The 22,123-nt window shown below is 31.6% G+C and carries 22 protein-coding genes and 3 tRNA genes; 11 read left to right on the forward strand and 14 right to left on the reverse strand.

Annotation, left to right across the window (positions count from 1 at the left end):
* Positions 1-19: 19 nt before the first annotated feature.
* Together B2X73_RS09520 and B2X73_RS09525 are read left to right on the forward strand one after the other, a co-directional pair.
* Entirely contained in the window at positions 20-742 is a 723-nt protein-coding gene (locus B2X73_RS09520) for an RDD family protein (RefSeq protein ID WP_219034686.1), read from the forward strand.
* Between the two features lie 30 nt (positions 743-772).
* Positions 773-1,144 carry a YchJ family protein gene (locus B2X73_RS09525; protein WP_219034687.1) on the forward strand — a complete coding sequence of 124 codons (372 nt, stop codon included), beginning with the start codon at positions 773-775 and terminating at the stop codon, positions 1,142-1,144.
* A gap of 377 nt (positions 1,145-1,521) precedes the next feature.
* Here B2X73_RS09525 and B2X73_RS09530 read toward each other — a convergent pair whose 3' ends face one another.
* The 3 genes from B2X73_RS09530 to B2X73_RS09540 are packed head-to-tail and all read right to left on the reverse strand — an operon-like array spanning position 1,522 to position 3,668.
* Positions 1,522-2,235 (reverse strand): nucleotidyltransferase family protein, encoded by a 714-nt coding sequence (locus tag B2X73_RS09530; protein ID WP_219034688.1) that lies wholly within the window; start codon positions 2,233-2,235, stop codon positions 1,522-1,524.
* 1 nt (position 2,236) lies between these two features.
* Positions 2,237-2,659 carry a RapZ C-terminal domain-containing protein gene (locus tag B2X73_RS09535; protein WP_219034689.1) on the reverse strand — a complete coding sequence of 141 codons (423 nt, stop codon included), beginning with the start codon at positions 2,657-2,659 and terminating at the stop codon, positions 2,237-2,239.
* Complete coding sequence (locus tag B2X73_RS09540) at positions 2,652-3,668, reverse strand: aminoglycoside phosphotransferase family protein (RefSeq protein WP_219034690.1); 1,017 nt, start codon at positions 3,666-3,668, stop codon at positions 2,652-2,654. Before B2X73_RS09540 ends, B2X73_RS09535 begins: the two co-directional genes overlap by 8 nt.
* Before the next feature lie 105 nt (positions 3,669-3,773).
* On the opposite strand from B2X73_RS09540, the gene B2X73_RS09545 reads away from it, so the two are divergent.
* A complete protein-coding gene (locus tag B2X73_RS09545) occupies positions 3,774-4,238 on the forward strand; it encodes a hypothetical protein (RefSeq protein WP_147279970.1) in 465 nt (154 codons plus the stop codon).
* 76 nt (positions 4,239-4,314) lie between these two features.
* On the forward strand, positions 4,315-4,950 hold the full coding sequence (locus tag B2X73_RS09550; protein ID WP_114999737.1) for an NAD(P)H-dependent oxidoreductase: 636 nt from the start codon (positions 4,315-4,317) through the stop codon (positions 4,948-4,950).
* A 48-nt stretch (positions 4,951-4,998) separates the two neighbouring features.
* On the opposite strand, the gene B2X73_RS09555 is transcribed toward B2X73_RS09550, so the two are convergent.
* The 7 genes from B2X73_RS09555 to ccsA form a co-directional block, all read right to left on the reverse strand.
* Positions 4,999-6,645: a dipeptidyl-peptidase 3 family protein gene (locus B2X73_RS09555; RefSeq protein WP_125349098.1), complete on the reverse strand. Its 1,647-nt coding sequence runs from the start codon at positions 6,643-6,645 to the stop codon at positions 4,999-5,001.
* Positions 6,646-6,906: 261 nt separating this feature from the next.
* Positions 6,907-6,982: transfer RNA gene (locus B2X73_RS09560), tRNA-His, on the reverse strand.
* Between the two features lie 42 nt (positions 6,983-7,024).
* A tRNA-His gene (locus B2X73_RS09565) sits at positions 7,025-7,100 on the reverse strand.
* A 41-nt stretch (positions 7,101-7,141) separates the two neighbouring features.
* Positions 7,142-7,217, reverse strand: a tRNA-His gene (locus B2X73_RS09570).
* Positions 7,218-7,335: 118 nt separating this feature from the next.
* Positions 7,336-8,037, reverse strand: coding sequence for a bacillithiol biosynthesis deacetylase BshB1 (gene bshB1, locus B2X73_RS09575; protein WP_125349099.1), 702 nt, complete (start codon positions 8,035-8,037; stop codon positions 7,336-7,338).
* Positions 8,038-8,145: 108 nt separating this feature from the next.
* A complete protein-coding gene (locus B2X73_RS09580; RefSeq protein ID WP_409410975.1) occupies positions 8,146-8,634 on the reverse strand; it encodes a glutathione peroxidase in 489 nt (162 codons plus the stop codon).
* 115 nt (positions 8,635-8,749) lie between these two features.
* Positions 8,750-12,040, reverse strand: a complete 3,291-nt coding sequence (gene ccsA / locus B2X73_RS09585) for a cytochrome c biogenesis protein (RefSeq protein ID WP_291096329.1) — start codon at positions 12,038-12,040, stop codon at positions 8,750-8,752.
* Between the two features lie 270 nt (positions 12,041-12,310).
* Here ccsA and B2X73_RS09590 point away from each other — a divergent pair, with 270 nt between their 5' ends.
* From B2X73_RS09590 to B2X73_RS09605, 4 genes are read left to right on the forward strand one after another with little or no spacing between them, the layout of a single operon-like run.
* A complete protein-coding gene (locus tag B2X73_RS09590; RefSeq protein WP_180906237.1) occupies positions 12,311-12,739 on the forward strand; it encodes a CC0125/CC1285 family lipoprotein in 429 nt (142 codons plus the stop codon).
* A 17-nt stretch (positions 12,740-12,756) separates the two neighbouring features.
* Positions 12,757-14,091: a Y-family DNA polymerase gene (locus tag B2X73_RS09595; protein ID WP_306459994.1), complete on the forward strand. Its 1,335-nt coding sequence runs from the start codon at positions 12,757-12,759 to the stop codon at positions 14,089-14,091.
* Positions 14,092-14,103: 12 nt separating this feature from the next.
* Complete coding sequence (locus B2X73_RS09600) at positions 14,104-14,562, forward strand: LexA family protein (protein WP_115001214.1); 459 nt, start codon at positions 14,104-14,106, stop codon at positions 14,560-14,562.
* A 56-nt stretch (positions 14,563-14,618) separates the two neighbouring features.
* Positions 14,619-15,080, forward strand: a complete 462-nt coding sequence (locus tag B2X73_RS09605) for a hypothetical protein (RefSeq protein ID WP_219034692.1) — start codon at positions 14,619-14,621, stop codon at positions 15,078-15,080.
* Between the two features lie 32 nt (positions 15,081-15,112).
* On the opposite strand, the gene B2X73_RS09610 is transcribed toward B2X73_RS09605, so the two are convergent.
* Positions 15,113-16,501, reverse strand: a complete 1,389-nt coding sequence (locus tag B2X73_RS09610; protein WP_257468169.1) for a hypothetical protein — start codon at positions 16,499-16,501, stop codon at positions 15,113-15,115.
* Between the two features lie 294 nt (positions 16,502-16,795).
* On the opposite strand from B2X73_RS09610, the gene B2X73_RS09615 reads away from it, so the two are divergent.
* A complete protein-coding gene (locus B2X73_RS09615) occupies positions 16,796-17,044 on the forward strand; it encodes a type B 50S ribosomal protein L31 (RefSeq protein ID WP_038335685.1) in 249 nt (82 codons plus the stop codon).
* Between the two features lie 132 nt (positions 17,045-17,176).
* Entirely contained in the window at positions 17,177-18,349 is a 1,173-nt protein-coding gene (locus B2X73_RS09620; protein ID WP_115001213.1) for a proline dehydrogenase family protein, read from the forward strand.
* 50 nt (positions 18,350-18,399) lie between these two features.
* On the opposite strand, the gene B2X73_RS09625 is transcribed toward B2X73_RS09620, so the two are convergent.
* Positions 18,400-18,708 carry a hypothetical protein gene (locus B2X73_RS09625; protein ID WP_115001211.1) on the reverse strand — a complete coding sequence of 103 codons (309 nt, stop codon included), beginning with the start codon at positions 18,706-18,708 and terminating at the stop codon, positions 18,400-18,402.
* Between the two features lie 69 nt (positions 18,709-18,777).
* Positions 18,778-19,089, reverse strand: coding sequence for a hypothetical protein (locus B2X73_RS09630; RefSeq protein WP_115001209.1), 312 nt, complete (start codon positions 19,087-19,089; stop codon positions 18,778-18,780).
* A 148-nt stretch (positions 19,090-19,237) separates the two neighbouring features.
* Here B2X73_RS09630 and priA point away from each other — a divergent pair, with 148 nt between their 5' ends.
* Positions 19,238-21,697 (forward strand): replication restart helicase PriA, encoded by a 2,460-nt coding sequence (gene priA, locus B2X73_RS09635; protein ID WP_286496372.1) that lies wholly within the window; start codon positions 19,238-19,240, stop codon positions 21,695-21,697.
* Between the two features lie 42 nt (positions 21,698-21,739).
* Here priA and B2X73_RS09640 read toward each other — a convergent pair whose 3' ends face one another.
* The gene (locus tag B2X73_RS09640) at positions 21,740-22,114 is read right to left on the reverse strand and encodes a hypothetical protein (RefSeq protein ID WP_125349102.1); all 375 of its coding nucleotides are present in this window, start codon (positions 22,112-22,114) and stop codon (positions 21,740-21,742) included.
* Positions 22,115-22,123: the final 9 nt, after the last annotated feature.

Consider the following 22,123-nt stretch of genomic DNA (forward strand, 5'->3'; position numbering starts at 1 on the left):
TTGTTAGTGAACCAAATATATGAATAAACTTTTAGTCAATACACCTCAAAACGTGCAAATTGCTTATAATATTGCACCACTTGGAAAACGTTTGCTTGCGTATATCATCGATATGATTATCCGAATCATATTAGTCTACGGTATGTATTATTTCTCTGAGTTTATTCCGAATAGAGACGAATGGTTTCGTATGGGAATTTATAGTATAATAGGTTTTATATTTTTACTTTATCCGTTGGTTCTCGAGATTTTAATGAAAGGGCAAACAATTGGAAAATGGATTATGAAAATTCGTGTAATACGAATGGACGGAAATCGTGCCAATAATTTTGATTATTTCTTGCGTTGGGTAATTGGAAGTGTCGAATTGTTTTTATTTACTGGACTTATCGCGTTGATAACGATGATTATAAATAAAAATGGTCAACGTTTAGGTGATATTGTTGCGAATACATGTTTGATTGATTTGAATCCGAAATTAGCTTTATCACAAACTATTTTCGCTGAAGTTTCTGAAACCTATAAAATTCGTTTTCCCGAAGTTTATCGCCTGTCTGATCGTGATATTAATATTGTAAAAGAAAATTTTACGTCTGCATTAAACAATAATAATTATGATATTTTATTAAAATTAACGCGAAAACTGGAGGAAATAATGGAGGTGAAAAGTGATGGTTTAGGAAATATTGATTTTATTCAAGTGGTGATTCAGGATCATTATCATTACCACAAAGACAAGTAAACAGTATCTTTGCAAAAAATAAAGAATAAAATGAATTGTCCTTGTTGTTCTGGAAAAGTATATGCAACTTGTTGCGAACCTTTTCATTTGAATATTGAATTGCCAAAAACTCCCGAAGAGTTGATGCGTTCTCGTTACGCTGCTTTTGCAATGGTTTTGCCTGAATATTTAGTTGATACAACACATTCTTCTACGCAAAAAGATAATGATTTTAGTGATATCGAAGATTGGGCAAAATCGAATAAATGGTTAAAGTTAGAAATTGTTTTTGCTAAAGATAATAAAGTTCGATTTAGAGCTTATTACCAAGACAAACAAGGTGAAATCTACGAACATGATGAACTTTCTAGGTTTGTGCAAGAGAATGGCAAATGGTTTTATGTAGATGGCGAGTTTTATTGATTTTTAAAAATAAATTCAGAAAATATTATTTCAAGCGAAGTCTAGAAATTAAAAAAAATGGATATTTTTTTTGAGCAATTACTTTTACAATTCCTTCAATTTATCCTGAATTTCTGTATCATAAATTTCTAAAAAACGTTCGTCATAAGGATAAGTATCTTTGAATCCTTTCTTAATCAAAACTAAGCTTTTATTGTAATTTATTTTTGCAGAATCTTTCCAACTTTATTTTTGAAAGAAAAGTAAAGTATTGAAGCGAGAATTATCACTACAACAATAGTTAAATAGATAAAATAATTAATGTATTTCATTCTATCTAAGATATGTAAACTTTTTGCATAAAAAAACTCAATCCATTGAATTGAGTTTTTTGTTTTCTATTTAAAATATTGTTCTGCTTCTAACACGCTTTCTGGTCGACCTACGTCGATTAAAATTCCGCCAGAATGATCAAAACCAATGATAGATTCAGTTTTCATCAAGTCCATATAAACTTTCATGATAGAAAATTTACCTTTCTCTGTAATTTTATCAAATAGAGTAGGAGAAATAACATGAATTCCACTAAAAGCTAAATCTTTGCAATTGTCTAAAGAATCTACAGCTTTTATTTCTTCTTCTGTTTTCAGATTTCGCCAACCTTTTAATTCATTTTGTTCATTGAAAAATAGTTTACGAGATGAATTTCGATCAGAAACTGCTAACGTTACTAACGCTTTGTTTTCTTGATGTGCTTTGATAAATTTAGCAAGATTTAGATCTGTTAAAATGTCCACATTCATCACCAAAAAATCTTCCTCGAAATTAGCTTTTGCTTTAACCAAACCACCACCAGTTTCAAGAACTTGATCTGTTTCATCTGAAATAGTAATTTCAATTCCGAAATAATTATTATCTTCTAAAAACTCAATGATTTGATCTGCAAAATGATGCACGTTAATCACGATTTCATTAATTCCGAAAGATTTCAAATATTCTATATTTCGTTGCAAAAGAGGTTTTCCATTTACAACTGCTAAAGCTTTGGGATGGTTGTCAGTAAATGGTTTTAAACGAGTCCCAAGACCCGCTGCAAAAATCATTGCTTTCATATTAATACGCCTCGTTTATCCAATTTTTTTCTTCTTGCACAATATGATGTAACGTAACTTGCGCTTCTGGAAATTTCTCTTGAATATGTTTTGCAGTCGCATCAGCAGAATAAACTGATCGATGTTGTCCGCCTGTGCAACCAAAATTAATTTCTAAATTCTCGAAACCTCGTTGCAAATAATCTTCGATCGAAATGTCAATAATTTGAAAAACACCTTCTAAAAAAACTGCAATTTTAGTTTCTGTTTTCAAGTATTTTTTAACCTCTTCGTCGCGCCCTGTTTGTGTTTTATATGCCTGAATTCGACCTGGATTTAGAATTCCACGACAATCAAAAACGAAACCACCACCATTTCCAGTTGGATCGGTTGGAATTCCTTTTTTATACGAAAAACTACGAACGTTGATGTTTAATTTAGCCATTTATTTTATGATTTATGCGTTCTAACGTTTCTGGAAGAACAAGGATTTTTATAATATGTTTTAATTCTGGATAATTTTGTAATATAGGATAATCGATTATTGATTCTAAGTTTTTAAGCCCAAATGAAATACTTTCTAAAAAGTGTTTTTTACGTTCAATAATTCCTCTCAAACCATAGGTTCCTAAAACTTGTAAAAGTCGAGCAACTACACAATATTCGTACGATTGACGAAAATCTATTGGAACTAAAGTTGGAATTTGTTTGGTTAATTCTTGGTAATAAAATTCGTATAATTCTTTTTTAAATTCAAATGGTAAATTGGCTTTTGCTTGCCAAATTAACGAAACCAAATCATAGACAACAGGTCCATATAAACCGCCTTGATAATCGATAAAATAAGGTTCGTTTTGATGAATCATAATGTTGCGCGTTTGGAAATCTCTGAACACAAAACCTTGTGGCGAAAGTTTATCAAATTGAGACGCAAAACGATCAAAATCTTTGATTAATTTTCCTGCATTGTAATCAATTCCTAAGACATCTAAAAAGTAAAAATTAAACTGAAATAAATCTCTTAAAATTAATGTTTTATCTAATTTTGGATACGAAAAAGTATGATTAAAATCGATTTTAGTTGCACCTTGAATTTGAGCAATTGCTAATTTTTCTAATGTCTTAAAATAATAAGGTTTTGCTTTTTCGAAATCATTCAAGACAATATTCATCAGTGTTTCGTCTCCTAAATCTGTTTGAACATAGGTTGCAAAATCTTCTGAAACTGAAACAATTTCTGGAATATTATTGATGACTTTTTTTAAATCTAAAGAGAACTGAATAAATACTTTATTTTCTTCAATATTAGAGCTTTCAGCCAAAATATACGACTGATTTTGATCAAAAAATCTCGAATATACTCGAGCTGAACCTCCTCCTGAAAGTTGAGTTAAACTTTCAATTGCTTTTTGAGTAAAGTTTTCTTGCAAAAATTGAGCTGTAGTATCGTTCATCAGAATATTTTGCGAAAGTTACGCATATCAAAAATGATTTAAAAATATTTGTTTGCTGTAACTTTTTTCAAAATGCTGCATCTATTTAGTAAAAGAGAAACTAATATGAAAAAAATAGCACTTATTATCGCAATGATTTCGTTACAATCATGTATTACAGTAAAAGTTAATGCAGATGTTGATTCGAATAATTTTTATAGAAAAGTGGATAATCCAAATATCAAATCGCAAGGAACTTTTTTTGACAAAGGAGTGGGGGATTCGAAATGGTCGAATTCGAATGGTGATAATTGGACAAAAGCGAAGTTTGAAGATGCTTCTGGAACGAGTTATATCAAGCTAAATGTTTCGAAAAGTTTAACTGCTAATTTTCATTCGAATATTAAATTAGAAGGCGAAATGATTTTTGAAATTGTAGATCAAAATAATGAAGTAGTGTTTAATCGTCAACTTACAAATTCGAAAGAAGAAAATTTTACAGTTGATTTAGCAAAAGGTGATTATCAAGTTCGTTGGAATTCTACGAATGCAACTGGAAGTTATTTTTTGGAATGGAAACAAGATAAATAACATAAATTTTAGCATATTTTTTGGTCGATCGATTACTTTTTTGATGTATTTTTAGAAAGATTTTAAATAAGTAATTATGTCTTTAATAGATGATTTGAAATGGCGTTACGCTACAAAAAAATATGATCCGTCTTTAATTGTTGAAGAAGAAGACGTTAAAAAAATTGTTGAAGCAGCTCGTTTAGCACCAACTTCATCAGGTTTGCAACAGTTCAGAATTTTAGTTATTAAAAATAAAGAATTGCAACAAAAAATTGTTCCAATTGCCTATGATCAGCAAGCGATTGTAGATTGTTCGCATTTATTGGTTTTTGTAGCTTGGGATCGTTATACAGAAGATCGTATTGATGCAATTTACGATTATACAACGGATGAGAGAGATTTGCCAAGAGGTCGTTTTGGTTCGTATACAGATAAATTGAAAGGAATTTATTTGCCTCAAACTTCTGAAGAAAATTTTGCACATACAGCTCGTCAAGCATACATTGGATTAGGTTTTGCTCTTGCTCAAGCAGCAGAATTGAAAATTGATAGTACGCCAATGGAAGGTTTTGATAATGCTGAATTGGATGATTTGCTTGATTTGAAAGAAAAAGGAATGCGAAGCGTTTTAATGCTTCCTTTGGGATACAGAGACAGTGAAGATTGGCTAGCGCCAATGAAAAAAGTTAGAAATCCGATGAAGGATTTTGCTACGAAATTATATGAATAACAAAAAAGCTTTCTCAATTTTGAGAAAGCTTTTTTATTGAATCTATTTTTACAATCCCAACATTTTTGGACCTTGTTCAAAAACAACATCAACTGGAATGTTTTTTGTTTTCAAGACATCTAAATCTTTTTGTAAATCGTCGTGAATAATTCCTTTATCAGCATATAATTTTTTTACACCATCATAATCTCCATTTCCTTGAAGTGTCAAAATTAATTCTGATAAACCATTCATTGCTTTTTCCATTTTAGCTACATTTACTCTGTAACGTCCATTTGTAGTTTTTTCGAAAGCTCCATTTTCAGCAAAATAGTTAAACGCAATCATGTTTGCTTGTCCGTGTGCAGAACTTGCTCCAAAACGAACTGAACGTAAGATTCCAGCCAAGAAAGTCACAAAATAATCTTCTTGTGTTCCTGTCAATTCACCTTTTTTCAACAATTGATTCACCATATACAAACCAAGAATATCAGCTTTTCCTTCTTCTAAAGCTGAATTAGCTTCTTTTAAAGCATCGCGGACAGAACCTTTTTCATTTACTGTATTTTTGATTCCTAAACCATGCGCCACTTCGTGAAACATCACATTAGAAAAGAATGCATCAAATTTGATGTTTTTCTGTTGGCTTTCATCAATCAAAGCAGTTGCAATTGGGGCAAGAATTTTATCAAATTTCGCTTTCATAGCATTTTTTAATTGCAAACGGCGCGTTCCTTTTTCTAGTTGAACTTTTTCATCATTTGGTAAATTAATCGCAATTGTTTTTCCAGCAGCGTTACAATCTCCCGCATAATACACCACATCATACGCATTAAGATCCGAATCAGTTCCAGGAATTTCTTTTTTGTAATTTGCAGAAACAGGTAAATTCTTCTGTAATTCTGGTAAATATTGAACGAATTTTGCCAATTTTTTCGACCATTCAATATCTTTTACTAAAATATATGCAGAATATGAAGTTTTATATCCAAACAATTGATCTTCGTAATTTTCAATCGGACCAACCACCATATCAATATTTGCATTTTTCATATCCATCCAAGCCAAATCACTTGCATAAAAATCATCGCTTATCAAAGCTGCAGCACGTAATTTTAAATATTTTTTAAGCCCAGCATCTTCTGCTAATTCTGATGCTTTTGTTAAATATTCAGCGGCTTTTGATAATTGATTTTTGAAATTTTCGTGGTATGGAATCGAATATAATTTTCCTTCACGATTACGACGAATAATTGAGTAAGGAGATTTACCATCTTTGATATTTGCTTGTTCAAATTCCTCTTTCGTCATATCAATTGGATAGAAAGTTGCACCAGCAGGTTTTGCTCCAATACCGTTTATAAAAGGCGTTTCGTTATTCAATCTATCCCAAGGACCGTAGTTTATTTTTGCATATTCTTTGGCTTCACCTTTCGTTTCGTCCATCAAATCTATTTTAGCACCATAAGCTTGTTGCCAAAATAAATCGTCCATAATATCTGCCGTTTTGAACATCAAACGTAAAATCTCTTTTTCGTTTTTTGTTAAATGCGAAATATCTGTTGTTAATGGAACTTGAGCATAATATTGAAAAGCGTAATCTTTTGTCATTTCTATTGAGGTTTGAGTTGATTCTGCTGCTGTTTTTTGAGTTGAACAAGAGCTTAAAACTCCAGCAAAAGCAATCATTCCTAAGAATATTGATGATTTTTTCATTTTGAATGTTTTGGTAAATTTACAACGAAGAATCAAACTAAAAATCATTCTTATTTTTTTTATCCATAAAAATATAATTTAAAATAACCAAGAATCCTGACTCCTAATCCAAAAATAAAAAAGCTTTAGAATGCAATTGTAAGAAGTTAGAGATAGAGCTTTTTTCTTATTCAGATTATCACAAATTTTTGCATTGCTCCCAAGTTTTGATATTAATTCAATTAAAAAATCTCAACTTCTATTGAAATTGAGATTTAATATGGGTGAATGATGGGTCTCGAACCCACGACCTCCGGAACCACAATCCGGCGCTCTAACCAACTGAGCTACAATCACCATTTGGTTTGAATTTTTTTTGAAACTAATTCTAAAGTTTTTAGGGTGAATGATGGGTCTCGAACCCACGACCTCCGGAACCACAATCCGGCGCTCTAACCAACTGAGCTACAATCACCATTTGGTTTGAATTTCTTTTGAAACTAATTCTAAAGTTTTAGGGTGAATGATGGGTCTCGAACCCACGACCTCCGGAACCACAATCCGGCGCTCTAACCAACTGAGCTACAATCACCATTTTTATTGCGAAATTAACTTTTATTTAATCTCTCAATTGGACTGCAAATATAGCCTATTAATCGGTACTTGCAAATAATTTTGACAAAAAAATAAAGGTTTTTTACACCTTTATTTCTAAATTAAAGAATCTAAATTATTTACGCCAATATAACTTCGCGAAATAAATCCTTCTCCACCTTCAGTTCCGATTAATCTTCCTAAATCATATGCACGATATCGGATAGAATCTGTAAAATTCTTCGATGAAATTGGTGTTTGAGGTTCGCTCGAATTTGGATCAAAAAATTGCGTTTTATACGCCATGCAAGCTTCCACTTTTGTATCAACAAAACCAGAAATATCAATTACAAAATGAGGTTCTAAAGGCAACCATTGAATGTAGTGGAAGTGCTTTTTTGGACGCCAAGCTGGTAATCCATTATCAATTTTTGGTAAACCCGATAAGAAAATAGCAGTATTCACTAAATCTGAACCTTTTCCATGATCTGGATGGCGATCGTGAGGTGCATTACTCAAAATAATATCAGGTTGATATTTGCGAATGATTTCGACAATTTTCAATTGATTTTCTTTATCATTCAAGAAAAAACCATCAGGAATTCCAAGATTTTCTCTTACAGCAACTCCCAAAATGTTTTTGGCATCATTTGCTTCTACACGGCGCGTTTCATCAGTACCACGAGTTCCCAATTCTCCTTTTGTTAAATCGAGAATACCAACTGTTTTACCGTTTTTAATTTCTTTTGCAAGTGTTCCTCCACATCCCAATTCTACGTCATCAGGATGAGCTCCAATTGCAAGAATATCTAACTTCATTTACTATTTATTTAACCAATCTATTATTTCTTTTGAATCTGGAGTTACTTTTGATGGATAAGAAGCCTCTAAAGTTCCGTCTTCGTTAATCAAAAATTTCGTAAAATTTCATTTTACATCATTATCAGATTTTCCGTTCAATGATTTTTTTGTTAAGAATTTGAAAATTTCATTTTGATTTTTTCCAATTACATCACTTTTTGACATCAAAGGAAAAGTTACGCCATAATTTAATTTACAAAAACTTGCAATTTCTTCATTGTTGTCAAATTCCTGACCTCCAAAATTGTCTGAAGGAAATCCAACAATAACTAAACCTTGATCTTTATATTCTTGATACAATTTTTCTAAAGCATCATATTGAGGTGTGTAACCACATTTTGAAGCTGTGTTAAGAATTAAGATTTTCTTTCCTTTCAAATCCGCGAAATTAAAATCGTCATCATTGATATCTTTGAATGTATAATCGTAAATTTTGTTCACTTTTTGAGGTGTTTTTGTTGTTTGATGAATGGTTTGCTTTTTAGAAACTTTCTTAGTTTCTTGCGCATTACAAGCTATAAATAGCCCTAAAAATCCGATGAATAAATATTTCATTGCGTACTATTTTAAACAAATTTAAAAAAAATGTTATGATTTGTAAGTTAAAGTAGGTTAAAATAAAAAAGCTCATCTTTGGATGAGCTTTTTTATTTTATAATATTTAAAGAAATTAATTTTTTGATTTTACGTGGTAAACTTTGTTTTGGAAATACCAAGCTGCAATAGATAAAACTAACATTGCGACTGCTGTTGCAGGAACCCAGAATGGAATTGGAATTGGATCTCCGGCTGCGTATGAGTGTAATCCAGATAAGTAATAGTTAACGCCAAAATACGTCATAATTACTGTCCAAACAGCCCACATTGCTGCAACATTGAAGGCAAATTTCCCTCTCAATCCTGGAACTAAACGCATATGTAAAACAACTGCATAAACAATTACAGAAACGAAAGCCCAAGTTTCTTTTGGATCCCAAGACCAGTAACGTCCCCAAGATTCGTTTGCCCACATACCTCCTAAGAATGTACCAACGGTAAGTAAGAAAATACCAATTGTTAATGACATTTCAGAAACGTAAGTCATTTCTTTTAGCGAAATTTCAATCTTTTTATTTGGTTTAATCATCATGATAATTAATGAGAAAACTCCTAAAATAGCACTTAATCCAAAGAAACCATAAGATGAAACGATAATCGCAACGTGTACAATTAACCAATATGATTTTAGTACAGGAACAAGTGGTGTAATTTGTGGATCTAACATAGAACCTCCGTGTGCAAATCCCATCATAATTACAGCAACCATAGCTCCTGTTGTTGGAATAAATGCGTTTCGGTTTTTGTATAATAACAATCCAGCTAAAACACTAATCCATGAAATAAATACAATGGCTTCGTAACCATTAGACCAAGGTGCGTGTCCAGTTAAATACCAACGAACACCAAGTCCTGCGGCTTGTACGATAAAGACAATAAATATTAATCCCAAACAAACATTGATAATTCGATGAAGTGCTTTGCTTTCTGAAAATAACTGAATGAAGGATAAAATCATTAAAACTCCACCAACCATACAATAAGCAATCATCACCCAAAAGAAAACGTTGTATTTGTTGTATAACACTTCTATCTCAACTTTTGTTGGAGAAGGCACAACATTTTTACCCCATTTTTGTTGGTATTTATCGATATAATCTACCGCATTATCTGCAGGCGTCCAATTACCATTTTCTAATCCTTTCGAAACCATGTTAAAATAAACACTAATCATTCCAAGTGCCATTGTATCGATTTCTACAGGATTTTCTTGTGTTTGATAAATCCAAGAAGTCCAACGCTCTGAAGGATCATTCTGAACTGGAATTATTTTTAATTGATATCCTTTTGCAGTTTGATCTAAAATATTGAAACGCTCTGTAACCTTAATTACTTCCTCATCAAATTTAGAACGCTCTGAAGGTTTTCTTGAGAATGCCTCGTTATAGGCTTTATCTAATTTAAAACGAGTCGTTTTTGGATCGATCAAATTCATTAAAGATGTGTAACCATCTTCGTTTGCGCTTGTAATTTTCTTTAAACGATCTCCTCCTTTATCTCCAACTTCAATCATCGGAGCATTTACCCAATAAGCAGGGTCTAATTGCAAAGAAATAAACCATTTATTGGCAGATAATCCGTGGAATTTATCTTTTTTATAAACTTTTCTAAGGATTTCTAAAGCTTGTGTATTAAGAGGTTTTATACGTCCTTCGATATCTTGTGTAAGTAAATGACCAAATTTATCAGCGTGTTCGTCAGGAATTTTTACATTCTTCGCTAATTCATCTCCATCAGCCATTTTTGTAGAAAAACTACCAATGTGCTCTGATGAATGAACGTTCCCTTTTTCCGAATCAGTCTGAATTTTTTGATGTCCATTTTTTCCTCCATCAGTAGTACTTGGATTTTGAGCAAATGCTAATCCAGAAAGTAAAAATAATGGAAGTAAAATATTTATTTTTTTGGTATGTAAACTTTTTAATAGAGAGTTTAATTGCGTAAAACGAGTTCCTTTCCAGAATAATGAAACAAACATTCCTCCAAATAATAAGAAGTATCCTAAATAGGTAATGTTAGTCCCCCACCAGTCTTGGTTAACTTGTAAAATAGTTCCGTCTTCCGTTGGAAAATAACTCGATTGGAAGAAACGGTAACCTTTATAATCCATTACATTGTTCATATAAATGTGATGTTTTGTTTCTTTTCCCTCGTCGATAACTGTAATGTTAGATTCGAAAGAAGAAGGATTTGTAGAACCAGGATAACGATCTAAAATAAAGTCATCTAAACGAATGCTAAATGGAACTTTTACTAATTTAGAACCGTAACCTAACGAAATATTCATTCCGTCAATTTGTACATCAGCAGAATAATTTGTGACACCCTTTCCACCAACAATTGTCACTGTATCGCGTTTATCACCAACAATAACTTCGGCTCTAATTGCACCAGGTAGATTCTTTTCTTCTGCTTTAAATTTAGAACCTTGTCTATATAAAACTTCACCTTTGAAAGCCGGATTTGGAACTACAAATTGCGCTCCGTTGATTGTATATAACGAACGTAGTTTTAATGGAGCAGGAACATTAAATTCAACTTTTCCAGCACCTTCTTGCAATTTTTGCATGTCTGTAATTTGTCCAACTTGTTGTCCAGCCATTTGTACATATTCTCCTTCGAAAGGCGATTTGATAACCAAATTTTCTCCTTCTCCAGTAATTTGTACCGCACCATCTTGCGGTCTATTGTACGAAACTAAAGTTCCATTAACACTTTTTATTTCACCATTTCTGATGAAAACAGAATTACGTCCAGCTTGTCCAACTGTCACGATTTCTAAAACATTAATTCCTTCTTTTTTTCTTATAACCGTATCTAAAGCGTGAGGTACGTAATCAAAAGTTTTTAATTTAATGACTTTATCTTTGAACTGATATTCACCTTCAAAGTGTCTACGGAACAAAGAACTTGTACTATCTTTTCTGTCAAAATACGTCATATTGTATTGATGATTGTCATACGCCAAACGTTGTGTACCATCATCAACCATCATCTTGAAATAAGATTTGTACGATGTAATTTCGTTACTTGTTCCTCCTTCTGGAATAGGCATTTCACCCTCGAAACTGATGTAACGAGTAATTCCTCCTCCAATAAAAATAAACAAAAATGCTAAGTGGAAAACCAATAAAGGCAATTTTTCCTTTGACCATAATCGGTATCGTTTGATATTCATTAAGAACAAAACGATCAACCAAATCATTAATACCTCAAACCACTTTGCCTCGTAAATAACAGCTTTTGCAGTAGCCGTATCGTAGTCATTTTCAATGAAAGTGGCATAACCCATGGCGATTGCGTAGATGAATAGCAAGACCGTCATGGTTCTGGTAGAAAATAGATATTTTTCTAATTTACTCATTACTTATAATTGATTTACAAAAATAGGTGAGTTTATCAGATAAAGCATTAAAACTTAAATGATTTTTATTAGAATCAATGAGTTAATAGAATGTTAAATATGTTGTGCCAAAATTGATTTTAAATGTTTAAAAAACACACTGTTAATCAGAAATGTTTATAACAAAGTATTTTATTCAAAAATAATTTGTTAAGAAAATATTTAGAAATATCAAAAACATATCTTAAAAGGAACAATTTTTGTTAAAGCTCAATAACCAATTATAATGATATGAAAAAATTAACTCAAATTTTATGTGCTGGAGCTTTCATTTTTGCTTTAGCAAGTTGTCATAACAGCAAGGCTGTTGCATACCAAAAAGATAATGGTACAGGCGGTTATACCGAAGAAAAGGTGAACAATGATACCTATATTGTTAGTTTTGATGGAAACGAATACAATAAAAAAGACAAAACGTTTGACTATGCTTTGTTGAGAGCAGCAGAAATTGGTCAGCGTAATAATTTTGATTATTTTGCAATTTTAAGTACGGTGAACGATAAAGTTTTGGAAAAAAGTAACAGCTATACAAAGTTAGATAATAATGATACGTGGCTGAAAGTACAATATTTCAAAAACAGTAAACCGATAAAATTTCAAACGGTTTATGAACCAGCTGTTGTAATAAAAGATTTGCATAAAAAATATAAAATTAAATAAGAATACAAACCACTCATTTGAGTGGTTTTTTATTTTTGAATAATTTAACATTTTCGATGACACAATGTGGCGTTTTAACTTCTCAACTTTGTATTATGTTCGCATTGATAGATTGTAATAATTTTTACGCCAGTTGCCATCGTGTTTTTCAACCGAAGCTTCTTCATCAGCCAATTGTAGTATTGTCTAATAATGATGGTTGTGTAATTTCGCGTTCTGCCGAAGCAAAGTTAGCTGGAATTCCAATGGGTGCGCCTGCGCATCAATTTCAACGTATTTTTGAACAGAAAAAAATCAAAGTTTTTTCGTCAAATTATCAATTATATGCGGATATGAGCAATCGTGTAATGTCGATTTTATCGTTGTATTCGCCTGATCAGGAAATTTATTCGATAGACGAATGTTTCTTAAAATTGAATGGATTTGATCGTTTTGATTTGAAAAATTACGGATTAGAAATCAAATCTAAAATATATCAATTTACAAAATTGCCAGTTTGTGTAGGAATTGCTCCAACAAAATCCTTGGCGAAATTAGCGAATCATATTGCGAAAAAATTTCCAGAAGTTCATCAAGGGGTATATATTATTCAGACTCAAGAACAAATCCATAAAGCGTTAAAATGGTTAAATATTGAAGATGTTTGGGGAATTGGTCGACGAATGTCGCGACGTTTGAGAATGATCGGTGTCAATAAAGCGTTGGATTTTGTACAATTAAAAGATGATTTTCTTCGGAAAGAATTTTCGATAGTAGGTTTGCGTTTGAAAAAAGATTTGTTAGGTGAAGCGGTGTTAGATTTAGAAGCGATTTCGGCAAAGAAAAGTATTGCAACGACGCGTAGTTTTGAAGAATATACCAACGATTTTGAATATGTAAAAGAGCGTGTTGCTACTTTTGCGGTTTCGTGTGCAGAGAAACTTCGGAAACAGAATTCTTCTTGCAATTTGGTTACAGTTTTTATTCAGACCAATAATTTTGATAGAAATAAACCACAATATTACCGTACAATTTCGGTCCATTTACCTTACGAATCGAATTCAAGTATAACGTTGTCCAAATTTGCAATTAAAGCGTTTGAGCAAATTTATAAAGATGGTTATGAGTACAAAAAGGCTGGAGTAGTGGTGTCTGGAATTGTTTCGTCAGATCAAAAACAATTATCGCTTTTTGAAGAAGAAAATCCAAATCACCCAGATTTGATGAAAGTCATCGATTTGTTGAACAAAAAATTTGGTGCGGCAAAAATAAAATTAGCTTCGCAAGATTTGAATAAAACGTGGAAAATGCGTCAAAATAATTTATCACCTTGTTATACAACCAAGTGGAAAGATTTGTTGGTGGTGTATTAAACGATAGAAAAAATGAATGGAGAGATAAAAATGTTAGACAAAGAACTCAACCTTTTTGTTATAAATACAGATGGTGAGAAAAAATATATTCCGAATTTTGGTCATGTAAATGCTGGATTTCCTTCACCTGCAGAAGATTTTGTGGACGATAGAATAAGTTTGGACGAACGTTATTTAACGCATCCCGAATCTACTTTTTTGATTGTCGTTGGTGGAGATTCGATGTATCCTGTTTATCAAAAAAATGATATTTTGGTGATTCGGACAGATCTTATTCCGTTGCATCACGATGATATTATTGTTTCTGTTAATAATGAAGATTATACGTTGAAACGCTTTGATAAAATAAACAATAAACTGATTGCGATAAATCTAAATTACAAAGATTGTGTTCAAATACACGAAAATGATGAGGTGGTTATTTTAGGAGTTGTTGGTGTTTTGGTACGAGAAATAACGAATAGAATTTAAATCTTTGTTGTAACTTTTTTATAAAACATGCATCTTAATAGTAAAGATATGATGTTATGAGAAAATTTATTTTATTGTGTTTTGCAGTGATGTTGGTGCAATCTTGTATTACAATTTCAACTGTTTCGAATGTGTCAACGAATGCGTCAAGATATTTGAGTATTGATGGAATTTATAAAACAGAAGGAACAACATATTCAGCAACAAAAGTGATTAGACGAAATAATAATCAAATCGTTTTGGACTTTACACAAATGCAAGGAGAAGTTTATTATTTCTTGAAAACAAATCAAGATATAGAACTTGAATTAGATTATGAAGTGAAACAAAAAAATGGTTTAATGGATTTTTCGATTGTAGATTATACAGGAAAAGAATTAACTCAAATAGGTAGTGCTTCGAAAGGAAAAATGAATAAAAAAGAATCTATTCATTTAGAATCTTATAAAAGTTATAGAATCAATTTTAAAGGAGATGATTTTAAAGGAAAAGTATCTGTTCAGTTAAATAATAAATAAATAAGGTCGAGTTTTACTCGACCTTATTTATTTTATTGAAATGCTCCAATTGTAGGAGTTGTTCCTCGAGGTTGTCCGTTATAATCTAACGGATATTGTTGCGCAAAAGATATTTTTCCTTTCCCTTTAGCAGGTGATTCATTTTTCACAGCTAATTTATTTGCGAAATAATTTGTATTCTCAAACATCGGATCTAACGTAATACTTGCCAAGAAATTTGGCGCAGTTGTCACATTTAATACTGAAGTATCCGCATTGTGAATAACATTGGTGTCAAATAAATAATTGAAAGCCGCACCATCTTTTTTATCCAATAAAATAGCATTTGGCGTGCGTTCATTATATATAATACAATTTCCGAACGTTGCTTTTGTCAAAGCCGAAACATTTTTATCATTGTTTTCGTTACTCAAGAAAAGCGAATAAGCTGGACCAGCACTTGTCGCAAAATTGTAATAATTGGCAAAAGTAGAATGATAAAATTCGTACGAACCACCATATTCTATTGCTAAAGTTGCCAAATTACTATTATTCATCACCAAGTTGTAACCTGTAATTGTAGCGTTTGTTGCTAAAATTCCATACGATTGATTATTAACAATTTTAGCATTACTAATATCTAATTTCGAATTATTTACGTGTAAACCAGTATCTGCACCAATAATTTTTGCATAATTGATTTTTGATGTACTATTTGGAGCTAGTTCGATTTTGTTCCATTGATCAGGAATCGAATCGTATTTATTATCATGACGAGCTGAACGAAATTTCACTTCTTCATTCAAAGCTCCATTTACAGTAAGTTTTGCATTGTTTCCAACTGTTAAACTTGCTCCTTTTTTGAAATAAACTTTTGCACCTTTATCAATTGTTAAATCACTTGTAATAGTTAAATTTCCGTCAATTACTTGGGCTTCGTCCATATTCCAATTTGCAGAAGAAATTGTAGCATCTTTTGTATGAATTTTAGCTTTTTCTATCCAAGAAAGTAACTTGATTTTTTTAGAAGAATTGGTTGTTTTAAAGTTAATTTCGTCATCGTAAAGCGGATTAAGAGGCGCTTCTTGAGCATTTACTTCAACAAAAATAAATAAACTATCCTTTTTGCGAATCGGCACATTTTCGAAACTTGTTCCTGCTTTTCCGTCTACATTTATATTGAAAAATGAATTATTTCCACGTGTCAAATATATTTTTGGAATCACGCGATCATCATTCTCAGGATTATAAATTTTAAGCAGATAGGTTTCAGATTTAGAGAAATTATATACGGTATCTACGGAAACGGTATCTTTGCTAAAGCGCAATTCAGAACTAATTGGATCATAGTCAAAATCATCGCGACAAGATTGAAAACCAATCAAAGAAGCAATACCAAGTCCGGCGATTAATGTTTTTACGTTCATAAAATTATGATTCATTATATAAGTTTAAACAGCAAATAATAGGTTTTATTGTAGATGGACAAAGATAAAAAATAGATTTTTATGAATAGATTCACCAAAAATATTTGTACGAATTACTAAAATGTTTATATTTGCACCACGAAAAATGTGTACAAGAAGTGCAGGTTTAATTTTAAGAAGCCCATTACACTCGAAATTAAATTTGCTTAATGTATTGTTTTAAATGTTTTTTCAATAAAATTGATTGTAACATTCTGTAAATAATATTATCTTTGCACTCCAATAAAGTTAACAAAGAAGATTAAAAAAATGAAAAAAGATATCCACCCAACAAATTACCGTTTGGTAGCATTCAAAGATATGTCTAACGAAGATGTGTTCATCACAAAATCTTGTGCTGATACTAAAGATACATTAGTTGTTGACGGAGTAGAGTACCCATTAATCAAAATGGAGATTTCTTCTACATCTCACCCATTTTACACAGGTAAAACTAAATTGGTTGATACTGCAGGACGTATCGACAAATTCAGAAGCAAATACGCTAAAAAAGGATAAGAATAGGCAACTATTTGCAATCTTTAAAATATATCAAAAACCTACAAGAATTTCTTGTAGGTTTTTTTAGTTTAATCAGGTTTTAATTATAAATTTGTAACGTTATATTAACACAAAAAATAGTTAACTCACATGTCTTTATTCGACAATACACAGTTTGCTTTCGAATCGAAATCAGATAAAGATTTAAAGAAAGCGTATTACTTATACAAGTTAATCGGAAGCCCCGCATTGACAAGTTTTGGAACTAAGTTTTTTAATTTACCATTTGCGGTAGATATCCCATTCGTAAAACCTGTAATTCGTGAAACAATCTACAAACAATTTGTAGGAGGAGAAACGGCAGAACAAGGTGTGGTTGTCGCAAATGAATTATTTAAATATCACGTAAGTTCTATTTTAGATTATTCTATCGAAGGATTAACAGAAGAAAAACAATTTGACGAAGTTCGTGACGTTATGTTACACTTGGTTGATTTAGCAAAATCTAATCAATCAATTCCATTTGTAGTATTTAAACCAACTGCATTTGGTCGAATCGAATTATTTGAAAAAGTAGGGAAGAAACAAACGTTAACTGCAGAAGAAGAAAAATCTTGGGCTAATATTCGTCAACGTTTCGAGGCAGTATGTCAAAAAGGATATGATTTGGATGTTAATATCATGGTAGATGCAGAAGAAACTTGGATGCAAGGTTCTGCAGATGATTTGACTGACGAAATGATGGTGAAATATAACACAAAACGTGCATTAGTTTGGAATACGTTGCAAATGTATCGTCATGATCGTTTGGCTTATTTGAAAGAAATGCATGCAAAAGCAGAGCGCGAAGGATATTTCTTAGGATTCAAAATTGTGCGTGGAGCATATATGGAGAAAGAGCGTGCACGTGCGCAAGCCGAAGGTTATCCATCTCCAATTCAACCAAACAAAGAAGCTTCGGATAGAGATTATAATCTAGCGTTAGAATTTATTGCTTCTCATCACGAGCGTTTTGGTTTATTCGCAGGTTCGCACAACGAAGAAAGTTGCGAATTGTTAATCAAATTGATGAACGAAAACGGAATTGAGAAAAATAATCCAAATTTCTGGTTTGGACAATTATTTGGAATGAGTGATAATATTTCATTCAACTTGGCGCATTTAGGATACAATATTGCAAAATATTTACCTTACGGGCCAATCAAAGAAGTAATGCCTTACTTGGTTCGTCGAGCACAAGAAAACACTTCTGTTGCAGGACAAACAGGACGCGAATTGATGCTGATTGAAAAAGAATTAGAGCGTCGTAAAAAATCGAAATAATCGTATTTTATATAAAGCAAAAATCCACTCAATTTGAGTGGATTTTTTGATTAATTATTATTTTTCTTGATTCTAATCTTGCCTTTATGTTCATGATACATCATACAAGTTGCTTTATTTTCTAACTCTTTGCATGTTTTTTCAAAATCATAAATAACACTCACGGTTTCACCTTCTTTTTTGTCTGAAAATATTTCATTGTTACAAACCAAATAATCCTCTTTGTCATCAACACGAATGTAAGTTCCTGTACAATCTCTCACAATCGTTCCAGTAAATAATCGATCGTGTTTAATACTTGTACTGCAAGAAGATAGGGCTAAGGTAAGGAGAGTAGTTAATGAGAAAAGTAGTTTCATATTTTGATAAATTAATAATCATAAATATAAAGTTTTTTATAGTGTAAATAAATAGAGTTTAACTATATTTTAAAAACTTTTTTTATTAAAATTTAGAATAACCAACATCATCGAATCTTGTAAGGAAGTCACTTGATGAATAACTTTTGGAGGAAGAATATATTCGTCAAATTCTTTTAAATTGACAATCTCAATTTTTGAATCAATTTCTATTTCACCTTTCAGCATTAAAATTTTTGCATTTACAGGTAATTGATGATCGATTAATTTCAAACTTTTTTTTAGTCCAAAAGCAACAACACGCGTATCATCATTTCTGAAAATGATTTTTATAATTGGTTTTTCCGATTCCGAAATCTGATCTAAAATGGCATGTAACATAATGATAGTTTTTGAATTCTCTTAAAATTAGTATTAATTCTTCAAACTATCTGAAAATGAAATATTAATAATTTGTGAAATTTTAAGCAATTGTAATCTTCATTCTTAACACAAAAAAATGTTTAACTTGCGTTTTTAATCATATAAAATGACAACGAATTATTTTGCCGAAATTATTTTACCACTTTCATTAAATGGAACATTTACATACCATCTTTCTGAAATTGATTTACAGCAAATTAAAGTTGGTCAGCGTGTTTCCGTGCCTTTCGGAACGCAAAAATTATATACAGGAATTGTACATTCTATTCATCAAAATGCGCCAGAATTATACAAAACAAAGGCGATTCATGCTTTTTTGGATGATGAACCTTTGGTGACGCAAACGCAAATTAATTTTTGGGAATGGATGGCGAATTATTATATGTGTTCACTGGGCGATGTTTTTCGAAATGCTTTTCCTTCTGCATTAAAATTAGAATCTCAAACTTTTGTTCGATTAATTAATCCAAATTATGAAACAATTGAAGAGCTAAATGATTATGAATTCTTAGTTTTTGAAGCGTTGAAATTGCGTGAAATCATTTCAGTTGAAGAAGCAGCTTTAATTGTAGACGAGAAATCAGCAATTCCAACACTTAAATTATTAATTGATAAAGGAATTATTCGGTTAGATGAAAAACTGAACGAAAAATATACGCCAAAAATTGATAATTATGTCCGATTACATCCAGATTTAAAAGGAAATGAAACTGCCTTTATCGAGATTTTAAATCAATTAAATAAAGCACCAAAACAGCGCGAAACCTTGTTGCAATTGATTACGTTAGAAACGCAATCGCAAGAAAAACCGCTAAAAGTTGCAGATTTTATAAAACAAGGTGCGACAAATGCTGTACTTAAATCTTTAGCAGAAAAAGGAGCAGTTGAAATTTATCAACATCAAACTTCTCGTGTAGATGAAGATGAGAAAGAAGTTGCTGAAATTGCTGAATTGACCTTGAAACAAATTGCAGCTTTAAATCAAATTAAAGAAGATTTTAAGGATAAATCAACCGTTTTATTACATGGTGTAACATCAAGTGGAAAGACAGAAATTTATCTAAAATTGATGGAACAAGTAATTGCGAAAGGAAATAAAGTGTTGTACTTATTACCAGAAATTTCTGTGACAACTCAAATTGTTCATCGAATCAAAAAACATTTTGGAGAAAGAGTAGGAGTTTATCATTCGAAATTCAATCAAAATGAACGTGTAGAATTGTGGCAGAAAACCTTGAATGGCGATTTTGATATTATCATTGGTCCACGAACAGCGTTGTATTTGCCTTTTGATAATTTAGGAATGATTATCGTGGATGAAGAGCACGAATCTTCTTATAAACAAATGGATGTAAAACCATTTTTTCATGCGCGCGATATGGCGATGTTGCTTGGAGGAATGATGAATGCGAAGGTTTTATTAGGTTCAGCGACACCTTCGGCTGAAAGTTATTATAATGCGAAAAATAAAAAATATGGTTATGTCGAATTAACTGAACGTTTTGGGAGTATAAAATTGCCCGAAATTAATTTGATTGACCTCAAAAAAGCGCAAAAGGAAAAAGAAATTACAGAAGATATTTCGCATACACTTCGTGATGAAATTTTCAATCAATTGCATCAAAAAAAGCAAGTCATTTTATTTCAGAATCGTCGTGGATATGCGCCAATTATGGAATGTAATACGTGTGGTCATACGCCCGAATGTCCAAATTGTGATGTCAGTTTAACATATCATAAATTCTCGAATCAACTAAAATGTCATTATTGTGGTTATGCACAAGCAAAACCTTTGCGTTGCCCGAGTTGTGGTTCGTACGAATTGAATACAAAAGGTTTGGGAACAGAACAGATAGAACAGCAAGTTCAAACAATTTTTCCTGAAGCAAAAGTTCGAAGAATGGATGTCGATTCGATGCGAGGGAAATTTGCGTACGAAAAATTGATCGAAGATTTTGAGAACAAAGAAATTGATATTTTAATTGGAACGCAAATGATTACAAAAGGTTTTGATTTTGGAAATGTTAATTTTGTTGGTGTTATTCGAGCAGATTCTTTGTTAAATTTTCCTGATTTTAGAGCGCACGAAAAAGCGTTTCAATTGTTAACGCAAGTTTCTGGTCGTGCAGGTCGTCGTCAAGAACAAGGAAAAGTATTGATTCAATCTTTTCAGCCAGAACATCAGATTTTGCAAAATGTCACAACCTACAGTTATGCACCAACGATGAAAGATATTTTGTATGAGCGAAAAGAATTTTTGTATCCTCCTTATTCACGGTTAATCAAGTTGCGTTTCAAGCATAAAAATAAAGAGCGTTTGGATAAAACGGCGGCTCAATTAGTCGTTTTGCTTAAACCAAGTTTTGATGCAAAATGTTTACTTGGTCCAGAAACGCCTTCGATTGGAAGAATCAATAATTTATATATTACAGATGTGATGATTAAAATTAGACCAAATCAATCACCTCAAAAAGTAAAAGATTTAATTCAAGCAAAAATAGATCAATTGCATACAATTGCAGCTTTTCGTTCGGTACGAATTGATGTTGATGTTGATCCAGTTTAAAATAAAAACCTCCCAAAAGTTAACTTTTGGGAGGTTTTCTTGTTAAGATTCTAAACTTCTTAAATATTGTTGTTGCAAAGATCTACGTCTGCCTTTCATAAATAAGAAAAGGTTTAGCATCAACATTATTCCTAAATAAATGGCGAAACTACCAATTTTTGTACTTAATTTTACAATCAAATCTTCGGTTGTTGCGATAGAAGTCATGTAAACAATTAGCATGGCAAAACCGATATTCAAAAGATAAAAACCAATTTTGAATAATGAATTTGTTGCGCTTGCAATATCTTCTTTTTGATGGAAAATATCGTACATAAATATTTTTCCATTTTTGAATAAAACGTTAGAAACTGCGATTGTCATTAATATTGCCACTGGTAAGTAAACCAAATATGCAATTAGATTGTAATTTGTCATAATTTGCTG

Source organism: Empedobacter sp. UBA7252, assembly GCF_002472765.1.
GTDB lineage: Bacteria > Bacteroidota > Bacteroidia > Flavobacteriales > Weeksellaceae > Empedobacter > Empedobacter falsenii_B.

Excerpts from the sequence above, each read along its gene's own strand:
- B2X73_RS09520 (WP_219034686.1), top strand. The coding sequence starts at position 20 with ATGAATAAACTTTTAGTCAATACACCTCAAAACGTGCAAATTGCTTAT.
- B2X73_RS09525 (WP_219034687.1), top strand. The coding sequence starts at position 773 with ATGAATTGTCCTTGTTGTTCTGGAAAAGTATATGCAACTTGTTGCGAA.
- B2X73_RS09530 (WP_219034688.1), bottom strand. The coding sequence starts at position 2,235 with ATGAAAGCAATGATTTTTGCAGCGGGTCTTGGGACTCGTTTAAAACCA.
- B2X73_RS09535 (WP_219034689.1), bottom strand. The coding sequence starts at position 2,659 with ATGGCTAAATTAAACATCAACGTTCGTAGTTTTTCGTATAAAAAAGGA.
- B2X73_RS09540 (WP_219034690.1), bottom strand. The coding sequence starts at position 3,668 with ATGAACGATACTACAGCTCAATTTTTGCAAGAAAACTTTACTCAAAAA.
- B2X73_RS09545 (WP_147279970.1), top strand. The coding sequence starts at position 3,774 with ATGAAAAAAATAGCACTTATTATCGCAATGATTTCGTTACAATCATGT.
- B2X73_RS09550 (WP_114999737.1), top strand. The coding sequence starts at position 4,315 with ATGTCTTTAATAGATGATTTGAAATGGCGTTACGCTACAAAAAAATAT.
- B2X73_RS09555 (WP_125349098.1), bottom strand. The coding sequence starts at position 6,645 with ATGAAAAAATCATCAATATTCTTAGGAATGATTGCTTTTGCTGGAGTT.
- bshB1 (WP_125349099.1), bottom strand. The coding sequence starts at position 8,037 with ATGAAGTTAGATATTCTTGCAATTGGAGCTCATCCTGATGACGTAGAA.
- B2X73_RS09580 (WP_409410975.1), bottom strand. The coding sequence starts at position 8,634 with ATGAAATATTTATTCATCGGATTTTTAGGGCTATTTATAGCTTGTAAT.
- ccsA (WP_291096329.1), bottom strand. The coding sequence starts at position 12,040 with ATGAGTAAATTAGAAAAATATCTATTTTCTACCAGAACCATGACGGTC.
- B2X73_RS09590 (WP_180906237.1), top strand. The coding sequence starts at position 12,311 with ATGAAAAAATTAACTCAAATTTTATGTGCTGGAGCTTTCATTTTTGCT.
- B2X73_RS09600 (WP_115001214.1), top strand. The coding sequence starts at position 14,104 with ATGAATGGAGAGATAAAAATGTTAGACAAAGAACTCAACCTTTTTGTT.
- B2X73_RS09605 (WP_219034692.1), top strand. The coding sequence starts at position 14,619 with ATGAGAAAATTTATTTTATTGTGTTTTGCAGTGATGTTGGTGCAATCT.
- B2X73_RS09610 (WP_257468169.1), bottom strand. The coding sequence starts at position 16,501 with ATGAATCATAATTTTATGAACGTAAAAACATTAATCGCCGGACTTGGT.
- B2X73_RS09615 (WP_038335685.1), top strand. The coding sequence starts at position 16,796 with ATGAAAAAAGATATCCACCCAACAAATTACCGTTTGGTAGCATTCAAA.
- B2X73_RS09620 (WP_115001213.1), top strand. The coding sequence starts at position 17,177 with ATGTCTTTATTCGACAATACACAGTTTGCTTTCGAATCGAAATCAGAT.
- B2X73_RS09625 (WP_115001211.1), bottom strand. The coding sequence starts at position 18,708 with ATGAAACTACTTTTCTCATTAACTACTCTCCTTACCTTAGCCCTATCT.
- B2X73_RS09630 (WP_115001209.1), bottom strand. The coding sequence starts at position 19,089 with ATGTTACATGCCATTTTAGATCAGATTTCGGAATCGGAAAAACCAATT.
- priA (WP_286496372.1), top strand. The coding sequence starts at position 19,238 with ATGACAACGAATTATTTTGCCGAAATTATTTTACCACTTTCATTAAAT.
- B2X73_RS09640 (WP_125349102.1), bottom strand. The coding sequence starts at position 22,114 with ATGACAAATTACAATCTAATTGCATATTTGGTTTACTTACCAGTGGCA.